Source organism: Rhizobium sp. AN73 (assembly GCF_030757975.1).
Taxonomy (GTDB): Bacteria; Pseudomonadota; Alphaproteobacteria; order Rhizobiales; family Rhizobiaceae; genus Agrobacterium; species Agrobacterium arsenijevicii.
This window is the reverse complement of the sequence record NZ_JARWME010000003.1, coordinates 36880-49880: the sequence shown is the minus strand read 5'-3', so window position 1 is coordinate 49880 and position 13001 is coordinate 36880. Positions and strand designations below refer to the sequence as shown.

Sequence of the window (13001 nt, the reverse complement as noted above, 5' to 3'; positions counted from 1 at the left end):
GTCAGCCTCCCCTCCGGATCGTGATCTTCTGCTGCCGCCAACCGACACCGGATACGAGGATCGCCTTGTCGATCGCATAGTCGACAGTCATCATGTCGTTCTTCATCCGGTAATTGACGATGCGATTTTGACCGCCGGAGACGACGAAGAGCACCGGCGCGTCCTGGCCGGAGATCGACTTCGGGAACTGAATGTAGGTCTTCACCCCGTCCGAATAGACTCGCTTCGGTTTCCACGGAGCACCGCCGCTGATCGAATAGGAAAAATTCAGCTTGTCCGGCGCCGTGCCCGGAATGCCGCCCGTTTCGAGACGGGCGTTGATGTCGGCGAGCTTGGTCGACACGTCTTCCGGATATTCGAAACCAATGCGCGCCATGTACTGGTTCGGATGGGACTTGAGCTGGATATGATAGGTGCGCCGCGATGTCGTAACGACCATCGAGGTGAGAAGCCCTGGTTCCGACGGTTTGACGATCAGGTGAATGGCCTGCCCGCCTGTCGCTCCCGACGTCGCAGGCTCTACCTTCCAGCGCACGGTGTCGCCGACGAGGACGTCGCGGACGATCTCGCCACCCTGAAGTTCGATGTCGCAGACCTGTAGAGGAGAGCAGACGACGGACGGCTGGGTCTCGCCGAACAGAAAGATGACCTTACCGTCCGGACCTGTCGTCACCAGTCCCGGCGTGCCGCGCCACTTTCTGGAAAGATTTGTTCCTTTCACCTCGTTGCTCGTCATGCTTTGCGCCTGCGCGTCTGCCGAAAGCAAGAGTCCGACCATGCAGCCGGCGGCTGCGATCAATCCCGTTTTTTTCATTGAAAGAATCCCTGCCCTTAAAGCTGTGCCGTCCAGTCAAAATCTCGGACGTAGAGGCCGATCGGATTGAGGCGGATCGTCGCCTCATCCTGTGGCGCGGTGAGCGTCACCGTTGCGATCCCGCGGAAACGGCGTGTGCCGGTTTCCTTGCCCTTGCGGTCCCGCTCGTATTCCGTCCAGTCGATCTGATAGGTCTGGTTCGAGAGCGCGACGATGTTGTTGACCTCGATGGCAACGGTCGAGGACTTCGCCTTCTCGAATGGAGAATTGCCTCGAAACCAGGCGTTGACCTTCTCGGTTGACGGGTCGGAGGTGCGAAGAAGGGCGTAGGTGCGGTCGATATATTGCTTCTGCACCACCGCATCCGGCGTGATCGAGCGAAAGCTTGTGACGAAGTTGCCGAGTGTGGCGCGCACCACGCGGACATCGGCATACTCGATCTGCTCGGGGAAACCTGCCGTGACCGCAGTTCCGAGCTTGTCGACCTCGACGATGTAAGGCACGAGCCTCACCTGCGTGCTCAGATACATCGCGTAGCTGAAGCCGATGACGGCCATGACAAGACCGAGGACACCAACGATGCGCCATGCGGCTGCGGCCTTCACATAGGAGCCGTAGCGTTCGCTCCATTCCTGGCGGGCGGCAAGATACGGGTTTTCCGGGGCGCGGTTCGCTGCCATTTATTCTTCCCTTGTCTCGATTATGATTTGTCGTTGCGTTCGGGAGGCGGTTTCGGTCCGCTATGACCGCCGCGCTGTTCATCGAGTTTGGCGTTGGCCAGTCCGAGAATGGACCCGGCATAAGCGCCCGGAGAGCCGATTGCCTTTTCCTTCGCGGCAGATCCGGCTGCTTGCGTGCCGGAAGAGAAGCTCGCGCCCACGCCGCGAAGAGCAGCACCCGCAACGGATGAACCGCCAGCTCGTGCGGCTTGAGCCGCCGCAAACCCCGCGCCGGCGGCGCCGGCGGCGAGGAAGCCAGCACCGGCGGCAAAAGACGCCGCTTGCCCGCCGTGGCGGATCGCTTCCATGCCACCGGAGACCGACGCACCCTGGACCACGCCCTGGATGATATTCGGAACGTACATGGCGATGATGAAAACCACGACGGAAATACCGGCGATCGCCAAGGTCGTGACGAACTGATCGGACGAGGCAGTGGGCGCTTGCGCAAGGCCAAGCAGGACGTTCGACCCGATCTTGGCAATCATCACCAAGGCCATGAGCTTCATGCCGACGCCGAAGGCATAGACTAGGTATCGGATGGCAAAGTCTTTCGTGAAGGATGAGCCGCCCAATCCGAGCATAATCATGCCGGCGAGCAAGCCGACATACATTTCGACCATGACCGACACGAAAATAGCTGCAACCAGCGAGAAGGAGATGACAACGATGCCCATGGCGAGAACGGCGGCAATCGCGAGCGCATTGTCTTCGAACACCCCGAACTGTGCTTGTTGCGACATTTGGGAGGCGACGCGGATGCCGGCATCGAACACTTCAGCGGGCGAAGCGGAACCACCGCCGGCGCCAATCTGGAAAAGGCTGTCGACCACCGCTCGCGCAAAAGTCGGACCTTGGGTCAGCACGAATGCGAAGAACCCTATGAACATGATTCGCCGCACCAGTTCGGCGAACCAGCTGTCCAGTGAGGCTGACTGGATCGCCAACCAGACGGCCGCAATGCCGATCTCGATCGTTGCGAGAATCCAGAATAGGGATTTCGCCGCCTCCATGATGGTGGTCTCCCACCCCTTCGCAGCGGACGAGACCTGGTTTTCCAGTTCCGTGAGGACCTGTCCCTCCTGCGCGAATGCGGGAACAGCATAGGCGAGGAAAAAGAGACCTGTAATCAGGAAAGAACGCGCAACAGTTACCTTCACCATCTCGGGCGCATCTCCTGACCTTCCTTGATCGGCTGCAGCTCCTTGTCGGAGCCGAAGAATTTTTCCCGGACGGCGCGCTGCTCCTCGGTGAGCGCAGGTATGCCTGTGTCTCGGGAATTGACGATCAGCACTGTCGCTGCAGACGATGCAGCGCCGACAGCCAACAGCAAGGCAATCAGGACGGGGCGGCTCACCATCGCGGCTCCATCTTCTGGCCCTCGGGAACGCTCTTGACCTCAGCGTTGAAGAACTTTTCCCGCCGCGCCTGCGCCAGGTCCTTGTCGGTCTGTTCCGTCTGAAGCCAGGTTCCCATCATCGTCATCTGTTGCGAGACGAGACCGCGAAGCTTCTGCATTTGCGCGACTTGCTGAGCGGCGATCTCGTGGCCGACCTGCAAAGCCTTCATCTGCCCGTCTGCCGTTTCGGACATCGACCGCAGCGAGGACATCGTATCTTCCTCGCTATCGAACTGGTCGGCCGTGAGGCTTGCCGCCTTCAACGAGCTGGCGATGGTGTCACGGTTGGTGTTCGACCAGGTCTGATAAGTCGAGGAGAACGTCGCGTTGTCCGGCAGGTTGGTTTTGAGATCGGCGTAGCTCTGAAAGCGCTGTTGAAGAACGTCGTCAGCGTTGCCCATGGAAAATGAGATACTCTGACCCTGGTCGATGATACTGCGCAGTTGGTTGAGGTCGCTTTCAACCTGCCCCCAGACATGATCAGGAAGCTGCGCCGTGTTTTGCAGCATGTTCTCGTAGATCTTCAGCTGGTTCTGGATCTGCTCCGCGAGCTGGCTGATCTGGGTCAGTTGATTGTCGACCTGGATGCCGGAGCTTTTCATGAGATCCACGAGCTGCGCATTGTTGGCGAGCTGCGTCCATTCCGTCGCAGCGCCGGTGGCTGTACCGGCTTGCACCGAACCAGCGGTTACGATCGTGAGGGCGGCGGCCGCTAGGCAAGCAATCCATCTATTTGAGTAGCGATGCGGCATTGTGAACTCCTCTCGTTTCAAGCCAGTGGATCGGCCAGTCGTGGCCATGTTCGGATTTCAGTGCGCGGATGCGTTTGAGGTCCTCTTTGCCCGACGCGCCGACAAAGCTCAGCGCGATTGGCCCAAGCGACATGTCGAAGAGCCGCCGGCCTTCTGGCGTGGCGACGTAGTATTCGCGCTTCGGCACGGCGGTAGCGACGATCTCGATCTGCCGCTCGTTGAAGCCAATGCGCTCGTAGAATTCACGCGTCCCCGGCTCGCGAGCGGCGCCATTTGGGAGGCAAATTTTGGTGGGGCAGGATTCTTTCAACACGTCGATAATGCCGGACCGTTCGGCATCGGAGATCGATTGGGTCGCGAGAACGACAGCGCAGTTCGCCTTGCGCAGCACCTTGAGCCACTCGCGAATCTTGTCGCGGAAGACAGGGTGGCCGAGCATCAGCCACGCCTCGTCGAGCACGATCAGACTGGGGGACCCATCCAAGCGTTTCTCAATCCTGCGGAACAGGTAGGTCAGCACCGGCACGAGATTGCGTTCGCCCATGTTCATCAGCTGCTCGATCTCGAAAGTCTGGAAGGCGCCGAGCGTGAGGCCGTCCTTTTCCGCATCGAGCAGCTGGCCCATTGGGCCATCGACGGTGTAGTGATGCAGTGCGTCCTTGATCTCGCGCAGCTGCACGCCGCTGACGAAATCCGAGAGCGAGCGACCGGATGCACTCGCCATCAGAGCGACCTGCCGAGAGATGGCGTTACGATGATCGGGGGTGATGGTGACGCCCTGCAAGCCGACCAGCATCTCGATCCATTCCGCCGCCCAAGCCCGGTCGGCGACACTTTTGAGTTCGGACAATGGGCAAAAGGCCAACGTCCTCCCCTCGTCCGAATTGTCGCCGCCGATCTCATAGTGATCGCCGCCGGCTGCGAGCGTCAGGGGCAGAAGCGAACTGCCTTTGTCAAAGGCAAAGATCTGCGCATTTTCGTACCGGCGAAACTGTGCGGCGATCAGGGCGAGCAAGGTTGACTTGCCTGAACCGGTTGGACCGAAGATCAGCGTGTGGCCGACATCATCGACATGCAGGTTCAGACGGAACGCAGTCGAGCCGCTCGCTACCTGCATCAAGGGCGGTGAATTCGATGGGTAAAAGGGGCATGGGGAGACCGAATTTCCGGACCAGACCGAGTTCAGCGGAATCAAGTCGGCGAGATTGCTGGTGTTGATCAGCGGCTCACGGATGTTGCAATACCAGTTGCCCGGCAGGCTGCCGAGATAGGCGTCGGTGGCGTTGAGCGTTTCGATCCGCGCCCCGAAACCTTCCGCCTGGATCAGCCGCCGGATCGCTTCGGCCTTTTCCTGCAGTGCTTCGCGATCGCTGTCGAACAGCACGACGACCGGTGTGTAATAGCCATAGGCAACCAGCTGCGACGAGGCCTGCGCGATGGCATCCTCGGTCTCGGCCACCATAGTCATCGCGTCTTGGTCGACGGATCGACTTTGTGTCTGGAAAATCTGGTCGACGAACGGCCGGACCTTCTGCTGCCATTTCTTGCGCGTGCGTTCGAGCTTTTGCCGGGCCTCCTCGGCATCAAGGAAAATGAAGCGCGATGACCATCGATAGGTCAGCGGCATCAGGTCTAGGCTGTTGAGAATACCGGGCCAGCTCTCGGCCGGCAGACCGTCGATCGCGACGACGCCGAGGAAACGGCTTTCGACCTTTGGCGTCAGTCCGTGCTCAAGCTCCGCGGTGGCGATCCAGTCGAGATACATGGGAACGTCGGGTAGCCGGATTGGATGGCTTTCCCCGGTGGTGCAGAACCGGGCGAACTGCAGCAGCTCGTCGTATCGGGCAATTCGCTCCCCTCCCCTTTCGACCGTTTCGCGGGTTTCCATTCGCCGGATCGAAAGTGTGTTGGCAAAATACTGCTCAAGCTCTCGCACCGCGTTCTTGAACACGAAGAGCACCGTGTCCGCGTAGGACTTCTTCCGACTTTCCTCATCCGAATAGATGTATTTGCTGAGAGCGGTCTTTTTGGACTCGAGGGGCCGGTAAGTCAGGATCAGCGCATGCTTGCTCTCGAAATGCCCCTGCTCGCGCGCGAAATGCGCCCGCCGCTCGGCGTCGATCGCGCGGGTCACCGGGTCAGGGAAATGGCATCGATCTTCTGTGGGATAGTCGACGGTCGGAATGCGGATGGCCTCGACCTGGATCATCCAGCCGCTGCCGAGCCGCGACAGAACGGCATTGATCTGCCTCGACAGCTCGTTGCGCTCGAGGTCGGTCGCACTTTCGGAGTCCGGGCCAGCGAAGTACCAGCCGGCCATCAGGCTTCCGTCCTTCAAGAGGAGGACACCATTGTCGACCAGGCCGGCATAAGGAACGAGATCGGCGAAGGACGGGCCGGTCACCCGGAAGCGTTTGAGAGCTACCACGGCCTCCTCCTCAGTACCGTCGCCACGGCGAAGTGGTTGCCTTGTAGTAGGGCTTGTAGCAAATGTGCCTGATATAGACCTGCCGCATGAGCGGATCGGTCTTCGCCATCATCCTGAGTAGCCCGACGATCACCACCCAGACGGCGACGCCGAACAGCGCCGAATAAACAGTGAGGACGACGAAGATCAGGATCACCGCTGCAAGGCCGGTGATCAGCACCAGCTCCCGGTCGGCGCCCATGAGTAGGTTCGGGCGGGAGAGCGCGCGATGGATGCGGTTACGCCGCAGGCCGGACAGGGACTCAGGCATGATCCCCCTCCCCTTCTCCGTCCGAACCAATTGAGGTGATCTGCTCGTCGGGCAGCCCGATTGAAGCGCCGGTCGCACCGAAAAGGCCGACAATGTTGGTGGCGCCGAGCAGGATGCCGGCGACAAGAACGACGTACACAAGGCGCCGCGCGAAATCGTTCAACTCGCCGCCGAAGATGAGCATGCCGCCGGCTATGGCCACCGCCGCAAGCGCGATTGCGCCCGCGACCGGGCCGGTGATAGACTCCTGGATCTGCTGCAGTGGCCCTTCCCATGGGAGGCTGCCGCCGGAACTGGCGAGCGCCGGCGCGACAGAGGCAAGAACGATGGGCGCCGCCACGAGTGCGGTGGCGATGAGGGTATGCTTACGCGACATGGCGCGCCTCCTGTTCTTCGGTGAGCCGATCGGATCTCGATCTCGTACTGTCCGTTGATGAACCGCTCGACTTGAATGATGTCGCGAACAAGCCGCCCACGCGGCGTCCGCTCAATCGAGATGACTAGGTCGACGGCCTCTCCGATCACCTCGTGCATTGGCTGCTGGCTTGCTTCGGCGGTCAGCTGCTCAAGGCGACGCAGCGCCGAAATGGCGGTGTTCGAGTGAATGGTTGCGACGCCCCCGGGGTGGCCGGTGTTCCAGGCCTTGAGCAAAGTGAGGGCCGCGCCGTCGCGGACTTCGCCAACGATGATCCGGTCGGGACGCAGCCGCATGGTGCTCTTCAAGAGCCGCGCCATATCGATCGTATCGCTGGTATGGAGGAGAACGGCGTTTTCGGCCGCGCATTGGATTTCCGCGGTGTCTTCAAGAATGACGAGACGATCCTCTGGCGTGGACTTGACGATCTCGTTGATGACGGCATTCGCAAGAGTCGTCTTCCCCGAGCCGGTCCCCCCGGAAATGATGATGTTTAGCCTCGCGGAGATCGCGCTGCGAATCGTCGACGCCTGGTATTCGGTAATGATGCCGGTGCGGACATAATCTTCGAGCGGAATGAGGCGTGACGCGCGGCGCCGAATGGTAAAGGCAGGCTTGGCGACTATTGGGGGCAACAGACCCTCGAAGCGGTGGCCACCAATTGGCAGCTCGCCGGAGATGATTGGCTGTTCCGTGTCGACCTCTGACTGAAGCGCGTGCGCCACTGTGCCAATCACCATCTCCGCGGCAGCCGACGACATCTCGCCAGCGGGCGCGACGCCGTGACCGAGGCGTTCGATGAACAGCTTTCCGTCCGGATTGAGCATGATCTCGACGACAGTCGCGTCGTCCAGCGCAACGCCGAGCTGATCGCCGAGCGCCTCCTGAAGTTTGCGGACAAGCCGGGGATGAGAGCGAAGCTGGTTCACGGATTTCTCCTTACGCTGCCTGGCTGAGAGGGCTGAGTTCAGAACGGTAATTGGAAGGACGGAGCCTGAGGAACGTCTCTGTATTGGCGGGCAGTGTGCCCGCTACGGCCATCGTCACGCCGATTTTCTTCGGCTCGCCCAAACGATGCAGTGGCCATCCGACGCGGGCAAGGATGCGCTCGAATCGAAGATCGGTCACCGTGACAATCTCGGTGTAGCCATTCGCGAAGCACCATTCGATGATGCCGGCGAACATGGTCAGCGTGGCCTCGTGTAGGGAACCGTCGCCCCTCCCCTCCGCGAGGGCCGTGTCAACGCAGAAGCGAGAACTCTCAATCATTGCGGCATGACCGTTGAGTTGACCGTCGGGGAGAAGCGACGGGAAGACGTCCGCCACCATCGTTGGACCCGAAGCAGGGAGAAGCCGGGCGCATCCTGCCAATGCACCGCTCTCTGTTACGGCGAGCACATAGGTCGGACGGAGCGCATCGAAACTATCGGTCTCGCATCCTTCCTTTACGTCGACCTCCCAACCCATGCGGTCGGAAAAGACCCGCGCACGTAGCTGGTGGTGGAGGTGTAGGAGACGGGCCTCTTGAATCGTCCGGGGCAGCGAGAGCGCAACAGCTTGCATGACTTTCTCCGTCGTTGTTGGTGGCGGCGAAATCAGCACAGAATTAGACTGGGGTGCAGTTGTAGGATCCTACAATCGGGTTTGAGGTGAGTCGCGGTTCGGGAGGAGTGGGGCGTTCCAGAGACCGGTAAAGCTATCGGGGTAGACTGTTCGGATTTGTTGGATTCACAGGAGAACAATCCGGGATCAAAGAACCGGAGATCCGAGGCTAACTGACGGAGCAGAAAAGCAAAAATCCGATTAGCCTTTTGCGGATTGTCCTCAGTCGTTAATCTCTTGTTAACCCTAAACTTCTGGACCGGTTCCGAGAATCGTGTTCTACCTTTAGCGGGCAGTGACCGGTAAACCGGTAGAAAGCCGCCAAGAGGGACAGATGGCGATAGCGAACCGAGTAGAAGCAGTTGTTGGCTCGAAGGAAGATGCCGGCACCAAAATTATGCGTCATGCTGGGCTTCTGTCTGGGCAATTGCAGGAACTTCGAACTCGAATGTATCCGCCAAAGTCGGAAAAGACGCTCCGTCCGTTCCTGACCAACGAAGTGTCGAAGCTAACATCGATACCTGATTCCACGCTAAAGCTCATGTCGACCGAAGGACGCGGACCCGTTCCCAGCAGGCTGGAGAACAATCACCGCGTCTATACGCTGGGCCAGATCAACGAGTTGCGCGAGTTGTTCGCCAAGCAGAAGCCGGTAGACGCCTTGCGATTCCTCCCACGCCGTCGTGCTGGCGAGCACCTCCAGGTGCTTGCGATAGCCAACTTCAAGGGTGGCAGCGCGAAGACGACAACCTGCGTCCACCTTGCCCACTATCTCGCACTTCATGGTTATCGCGTCCTCGCACTCGACTTGGACCCGCAAGCATCCTTGTCTGCTTTGTTCGGTGCTCAGCCAGAAGTTGACGTCGGCTCGAATGAAACGATCTATGCCGCTTTGCGTTACGACGACGCCGAACGTCGTCCAATCCGCGATATAATTCGCAAAACATATTTCGATGGCATCGACCTCATTCCTGGCAATCTTGAAGTTATGGAGTATGAGCACGAAACACCACGGATCCTGGCGAACAAGTCCAGCTCTGGCGCAATCTTCTTCGAGCGACTGAAACTCGCACTTTCGGAAGTTGACGCAGACTACGACGTCGTACTTCTTGACACTCCGCCGTCACTCGGCTTTCTGACGTTGAGCGCGATATACGCTGCGACCAGTATGATTATTACGGTCCACCCAGCGATGCTGGATGTCGCGTCAATGAGCCAATTTCTTCTCATGATGGGCGATCTGATTAGTGTTCTGAACGAGAGCGGTGCTCAGTTGGACCAGGACTTCATTCGGTATCTGGTCACACGACACGACCCCAATGACGCGCCACAGTCGCAAGTCGTGGCGATGCTCCGGCACCTGTTCGGCTCCGATGTATTATTGCCCACGGCCATCGAAAGCACCGCCGTTGAGGCCGCCGGCCTGGCGAAACGTTCTGTATATGAACTCGAACTGGGGCAGATCGGGCGCGATACTCACAAGCGTGCCCGCGAAGCTGTAGACGCTGTGAACGAGGCAATTGTTCGCCTCGTAAATGACAGTTGGGGGCGGTCATGAGCAAGTCCCCTCGCAAGTCGATTGTCGCCAGCTTCGGGTTACTTTCCGCGGAACTGGAGAGTGATCGGGCCGCGGATCAACAGCAGCCGTCGCAGGCTCCTGATCCAGTTTCCGGGAATCGTGTAGGCGCAGGTGTGATCGGTGCCGCTCACCGAGCTATCGACGACATCCGAACAGAGCGAGATCGCTTGAAGGCTATCGTTGAGTCGGGTGGTGGTGCAGTTCGCGAGTTGGATCCATCGCTCATTGATCCCTCCCCTTACCCCGACAGGCTGCCAGACGATGATGCAACGAGCTTCGAGGCGTTCAAGCGGTCGATCGAGACAGAGGGCCAAAAGGTTCCCGTTCAAGTTCGCAAACACCCTTCGTCGCCAGGCCGCTATCAGATCGTCTACGGTCATCGACGCTGGCTCGCAGCCATGCAGCTCAACCGGCCTGTTCGCGCGCTAGAGGTCGAGATTTCCGACCTCGACCTGGTCCTTGCGCAAGGCATCGAAAACGCGGGTCGCCAAGACCTCACCTGGATCGAGCGCGCACTTTTTGCATCGCGAATGGACGATGCAGGGATCAAGCCCCGGCACATCTACGCTGCGCTTTCGATCGAGGATGCAGAGCTGGCTCGGATGCGGAATGTCTACAGGATCATTCCCGTGAATATCATCGAGGCCATTGGGAGGGCTCCAAAGATCGGGCGGCCACGCTGGCTCGATCTTGCCAAGACGGTTGCGGGCAATCCGGGAACGCTTGATGCCCTGCGGGAGGCGCTGGATAGAAAAGGCGATGCTGAGACATCCGATCAAAGGTTTCAGCGTGCGTTGAACGCCATCAAGCCTGCATCGACGGATCGTCGGGCGCCAAGTCCGATCACAGACAAGAGCGGAACGAAGCTCGGCGCTTTTTTGATGTCGTCGAAAGAGGTTCGGATTTCGGCCGAAGGCTCACTCGGGATCGAATTTTTAAAGTTTGTTGAGGCGGAGCTCCCAGCGCTTACTGAGCGTTTTGCGCGCCTCCGGGAAAACGAGAAACCCTGACAGCTGTCAGGGTTTGAAAGTGAAGAAAGGAAGAACTGCAAAAGAAAAAGGCCCCCAAACGTTGCCGTCGTGGAAGCCTCTCTCAATGTGTGACAACTAGAGAATCGCATTTCCCCGAATCCCAGTCAAGAGTCTTTGGCACCGTAAATTTGGTGAGCAGGTTTCTTTTGCCTTTTTGAAGGTGAAGAAAATGCAGAACGGAAGTGTTACGACGCCCTTTGGGCGGCGGCCGATGACGCTTGCCCTGGTGCGCCGGCAGGTCGAGACGGGTGAGATCAAGCCAGGCAAGACTGCGGACAAATGGAAGGTCTTTCGGGATGCTTCCGAAGCAAGGGAGCTGCTTGGGCTGCAGGATCGCAGCCTGGCTGTCCTAGACGCACTCCTGAGCTTTTATCCGGACAACGAATTGCGCCAAGATGCGCAGCTCATCGTTTTCCCGTCCAACGCGCAATTGACGCTACGAGCGCACGGTATCGCCGGCGCTACGCTTCGCAGGCATCTGGCCCTTCTCGTTGAGGCGGGTCTTATCGTGCGCAAGGATAGCGCGAACGGAAAGCGCTACGCCCGGAAAGACAAGGTGGGCGCAATCGATAGCGCATTCGGCTTCGACCTGTCACCGTTGCTCCTTCGAGTGGATGAGCTCGCCACGATGGCGCAACAGGTCGTTGCCGATCGTTTTGCACTCCGGCGGGCGAAGGAAAATCTGACGATATGTAGGCGCGACGTTCGAAAGCTCATTTCTGCCGCGGTCGAGGAAGGTGCATCGGGCAATTGGGGATACATCGAAGCGATGTACATCAGTCTCGTAAGCAGGATTCCGCGCTCTCCGACGCTCACCGATGTGAATTCAATCCTGGACGAGATGGAGCTCCTGCAGCAGGAGATTATTAACCTCCTGGAAATGCAACAAAAAGACGAAAATATCGGCACCAATGCTGCTCACAATGAGCGTCACATACAGAATTCAAAAACCAAATCTATATGTGAATTTGAACCTAGCTCACGAAAAGAGCAGGGTGCGAAGGCGGTGGAGAATGATCAGCCGAAGCGGGAGCCGATCCGGAGTTTTCCGCTTGGTATGGTCCTACGAGCGTGCCCGGAGATCGCGATGTATGGGCCGGGCGGTACGATCGGGAGTTGGCGTGAAATGATGGGCGCAGCGGTTGTGGTCCGGTCGATGTTAGGTGTCAGCTCGTCGGCCTATCAAGAAGCTTGCGAAGTGATGGGACCAGAAAATGCGGCCGCTGCAATCGCTTGCATCCTGGAGCGGACAGGGCATATCAATTCGCCGGGGGGATATCTGCGAGATCTGACCCGGAAGGCGGCACGAGGCGAATTTTCACTCGGGCCGATGCTGATGGCGCTACTGAAAGCAGCCAGCGATAGTGGGCTTAAGGCAGGATAAGATGATTGAGAAAGCGTTAGCAGTGGGACAAAACCCTGACAGCTGTCAGGGTTTCCCGTGGTGCGCCACACATGGCGCGTGGTGCGTGAGCACCGTTGGGCCGGGATGGTATCCGGCCGATGCCTTGGAGGTGAGACCCCTCTGCGGGCCTTGGTGATGGGAACCGCTAGCCGAACAGCAACGGCGTCGCCGCGAGGTGGGGTCTGAAGGAAGCTGTAAGCAAAGTGCCAGCCTGACGAACAGGAAACCCATATGAGGCGTCCGCATCCGGGCGAGGGGGCCACAAGACCCGAAGCCCGATATCACCCAGAGGGTGCGCGCGTAGATGCGACAGATATTTGGCACGAAGGTCACGCGTCTTACCCTGGGAGGTCTGCCGACCAGAACCCGCGAGATATGGTTGCGCGCTTGTAGGGCGCGCGGGAATTGGGGCCCATGAAACCGAGCGCGACATGAACCGCCGTGTGTGGAGCGTACGCTCGGTGGTGTGGTAGGAGGTGCGCCGCAAGGCTCCCTTCTACCCGATTGGATCGGGCCGGAAAAGATGACGCCGGCTCTGGGGTCGTTT

At 59.2% G+C, this 13001-nt stretch carries 12 protein-coding genes and 1 pseudogene; 3 read left to right on the top strand and 10 right to left on the bottom strand.

What is annotated here, in order from left to right:
• Position 1: 1 nt before the first annotated feature.
• The 10 genes and pseudogenes from trbG to RBH10_RS24245 all read right to left on the bottom strand — a co-directional run bounded on the left by trbG (position 2) and on the right by RBH10_RS24245 (position 8400).
• The gene (gene trbG / locus RBH10_RS24290; protein ID WP_281039571.1) at positions 2 to 814 is read right to left on the bottom strand and encodes a P-type conjugative transfer protein TrbG; all 813 of its coding nucleotides are present in this window, start codon (positions 812 to 814) and stop codon (positions 2 to 4) included.
• Between the two features lie 17 nt (positions 815 to 831).
• The gene (locus RBH10_RS24285) at positions 832 to 1494 is read right to left on the bottom strand and encodes a conjugal transfer protein TrbF (RefSeq protein WP_034523051.1); all 663 of its coding nucleotides are present in this window, start codon (positions 1492 to 1494) and stop codon (positions 832 to 834) included.
• Positions 1495 to 1514: 20 nt separating this feature from the next.
• Positions 1515 to 2696 carry a P-type conjugative transfer protein TrbL gene (gene trbL, locus RBH10_RS24280; RefSeq protein WP_281039570.1) on the bottom strand — a complete coding sequence of 394 codons (1182 nt, stop codon included), beginning with the start codon at positions 2694 to 2696 and terminating at the stop codon, positions 1515 to 1517.
• Positions 2690 to 2893 (bottom strand): entry exclusion protein TrbK, encoded by a 204-nt coding sequence (gene trbK, locus RBH10_RS24275; protein WP_372339811.1) that lies wholly within the window; start codon positions 2891 to 2893, stop codon positions 2690 to 2692. Before trbK ends, trbL begins: the two co-directional genes overlap by 7 nt.
• Entirely contained in the window at positions 2887 to 3684 is a 798-nt protein-coding gene (gene trbJ, locus RBH10_RS24270; RefSeq protein WP_281039569.1) for a P-type conjugative transfer protein TrbJ, read from the bottom strand. The genes trbK and trbJ overlap by 7 nt, the downstream gene beginning before the upstream one ends.
• The gene (locus RBH10_RS24265) at positions 3662 to 6112 is read right to left on the bottom strand and encodes a conjugal transfer protein TrbE (RefSeq protein ID WP_281039568.1); all 2451 of its coding nucleotides are present in this window, start codon (positions 6110 to 6112) and stop codon (positions 3662 to 3664) included. The genes trbJ and RBH10_RS24265 overlap by 23 nt, the downstream gene beginning before the upstream one ends.
• Before the next feature lie 10 nt (positions 6113 to 6122).
• Positions 6123 to 6422, bottom strand: coding sequence for a conjugal transfer protein TrbD (locus tag RBH10_RS24260; protein WP_281039567.1), 300 nt, complete (start codon positions 6420 to 6422; stop codon positions 6123 to 6125).
• Positions 6415 to 6798 carry a TrbC/VirB2 family protein gene (locus tag RBH10_RS24255; RefSeq protein WP_281039566.1) on the bottom strand — a complete coding sequence of 128 codons (384 nt, stop codon included), beginning with the start codon at positions 6796 to 6798 and terminating at the stop codon, positions 6415 to 6417. The genes RBH10_RS24260 and RBH10_RS24255 overlap by 8 nt, the downstream gene beginning before the upstream one ends.
• Positions 6788 to 7766 (bottom strand): annotated as a pseudogene (trbB, locus tag RBH10_RS24250) (P-type conjugative transfer ATPase TrbB). The gene RBH10_RS24255 and the pseudogene trbB overlap by 11 nt, the downstream one beginning before the upstream one ends.
• Before the next feature lie 10 nt (positions 7767 to 7776).
• Positions 7777 to 8400, bottom strand: coding sequence for an acyl-homoserine-lactone synthase (locus tag RBH10_RS24245; RefSeq protein WP_281039564.1), 624 nt, complete (start codon positions 8398 to 8400; stop codon positions 7777 to 7779).
• Positions 8401 to 8773: 373 nt separating this feature from the next.
• Here RBH10_RS24245 and repA point away from each other — a divergent pair, with 373 nt between their 5' ends.
• The 3 genes from repA (at position 8774) to repC (ending at position 12433) form a co-directional block, all read left to right on the top strand.
• Positions 8774 to 9997: a plasmid partitioning protein RepA gene (gene repA, locus RBH10_RS24240; RefSeq protein ID WP_281039563.1), complete on the top strand. Its 1224-nt coding sequence runs from the start codon at positions 8774 to 8776 to the stop codon at positions 9995 to 9997.
• Positions 9994 to 11028: a plasmid partitioning protein RepB gene (repB, locus tag RBH10_RS24235; RefSeq protein ID WP_281039562.1), complete on the top strand. Its 1035-nt coding sequence runs from the start codon at positions 9994 to 9996 to the stop codon at positions 11026 to 11028. Before repA ends, repB begins: the two co-directional genes overlap by 4 nt.
• A 190-nt stretch (positions 11029 to 11218) precedes the next feature.
• On the top strand, positions 11219 to 12433 hold the full coding sequence (repC, locus tag RBH10_RS24230) for a plasmid replication protein RepC (protein ID WP_281039561.1): 1215 nt from the start codon (positions 11219 to 11221) through the stop codon (positions 12431 to 12433).
• Positions 12434 to 13001 lie beyond the last annotated feature (568 nt).

What these genes read in the sequence shown, in the direction of transcription:
- trbG (WP_281039571.1), bottom strand. Translation starts at nt 814, where the DNA reads ATGAAAAAAACGGGATTGATCGCAGCCGCCGGCTGCATGGTCGGACTC.
- RBH10_RS24285 (WP_034523051.1), bottom strand. Translation starts at nt 1,494, where the DNA reads ATGGCAGCGAACCGCGCCCCGGAAAACCCGTATCTTGCCGCCCGCCAG.
- trbL (WP_281039570.1), bottom strand. Translation starts at nt 2,696, where the DNA reads ATGGTGAAGGTAACTGTTGCGCGTTCTTTCCTGATTACAGGTCTCTTT.
- trbK (WP_372339811.1), bottom strand. Translation starts at nt 2,893, where the DNA reads ATGGTGAGCCGCCCCGTCCTGATTGCCTTGCTGTTGGCTGTCGGCGCT.
- trbJ (WP_281039569.1), bottom strand. Translation starts at nt 3,684, where the DNA reads ATGCCGCATCGCTACTCAAATAGATGGATTGCTTGCCTAGCGGCCGCC.
- RBH10_RS24260 (WP_281039567.1), bottom strand. Translation starts at nt 6,422, where the DNA reads ATGCCTGAGTCCCTGTCCGGCCTGCGGCGTAACCGCATCCATCGCGCG.
- RBH10_RS24255 (WP_281039566.1), bottom strand. Translation starts at nt 6,798, where the DNA reads ATGTCGCGTAAGCATACCCTCATCGCCACCGCACTCGTGGCGGCGCCC.
- RBH10_RS24245 (WP_281039564.1), bottom strand. Translation starts at nt 8,400, where the DNA reads ATGCAAGCTGTTGCGCTCTCGCTGCCCCGGACGATTCAAGAGGCCCGT.
- repA (WP_281039563.1), top strand. Translation starts at nt 8,774, where the DNA reads ATGGCGATAGCGAACCGAGTAGAAGCAGTTGTTGGCTCGAAGGAAGAT.
- repB (WP_281039562.1), top strand. Translation starts at nt 9,994, where the DNA reads ATGAGCAAGTCCCCTCGCAAGTCGATTGTCGCCAGCTTCGGGTTACTT.
- repC (WP_281039561.1), top strand. Translation starts at nt 11,219, where the DNA reads ATGCAGAACGGAAGTGTTACGACGCCCTTTGGGCGGCGGCCGATGACG.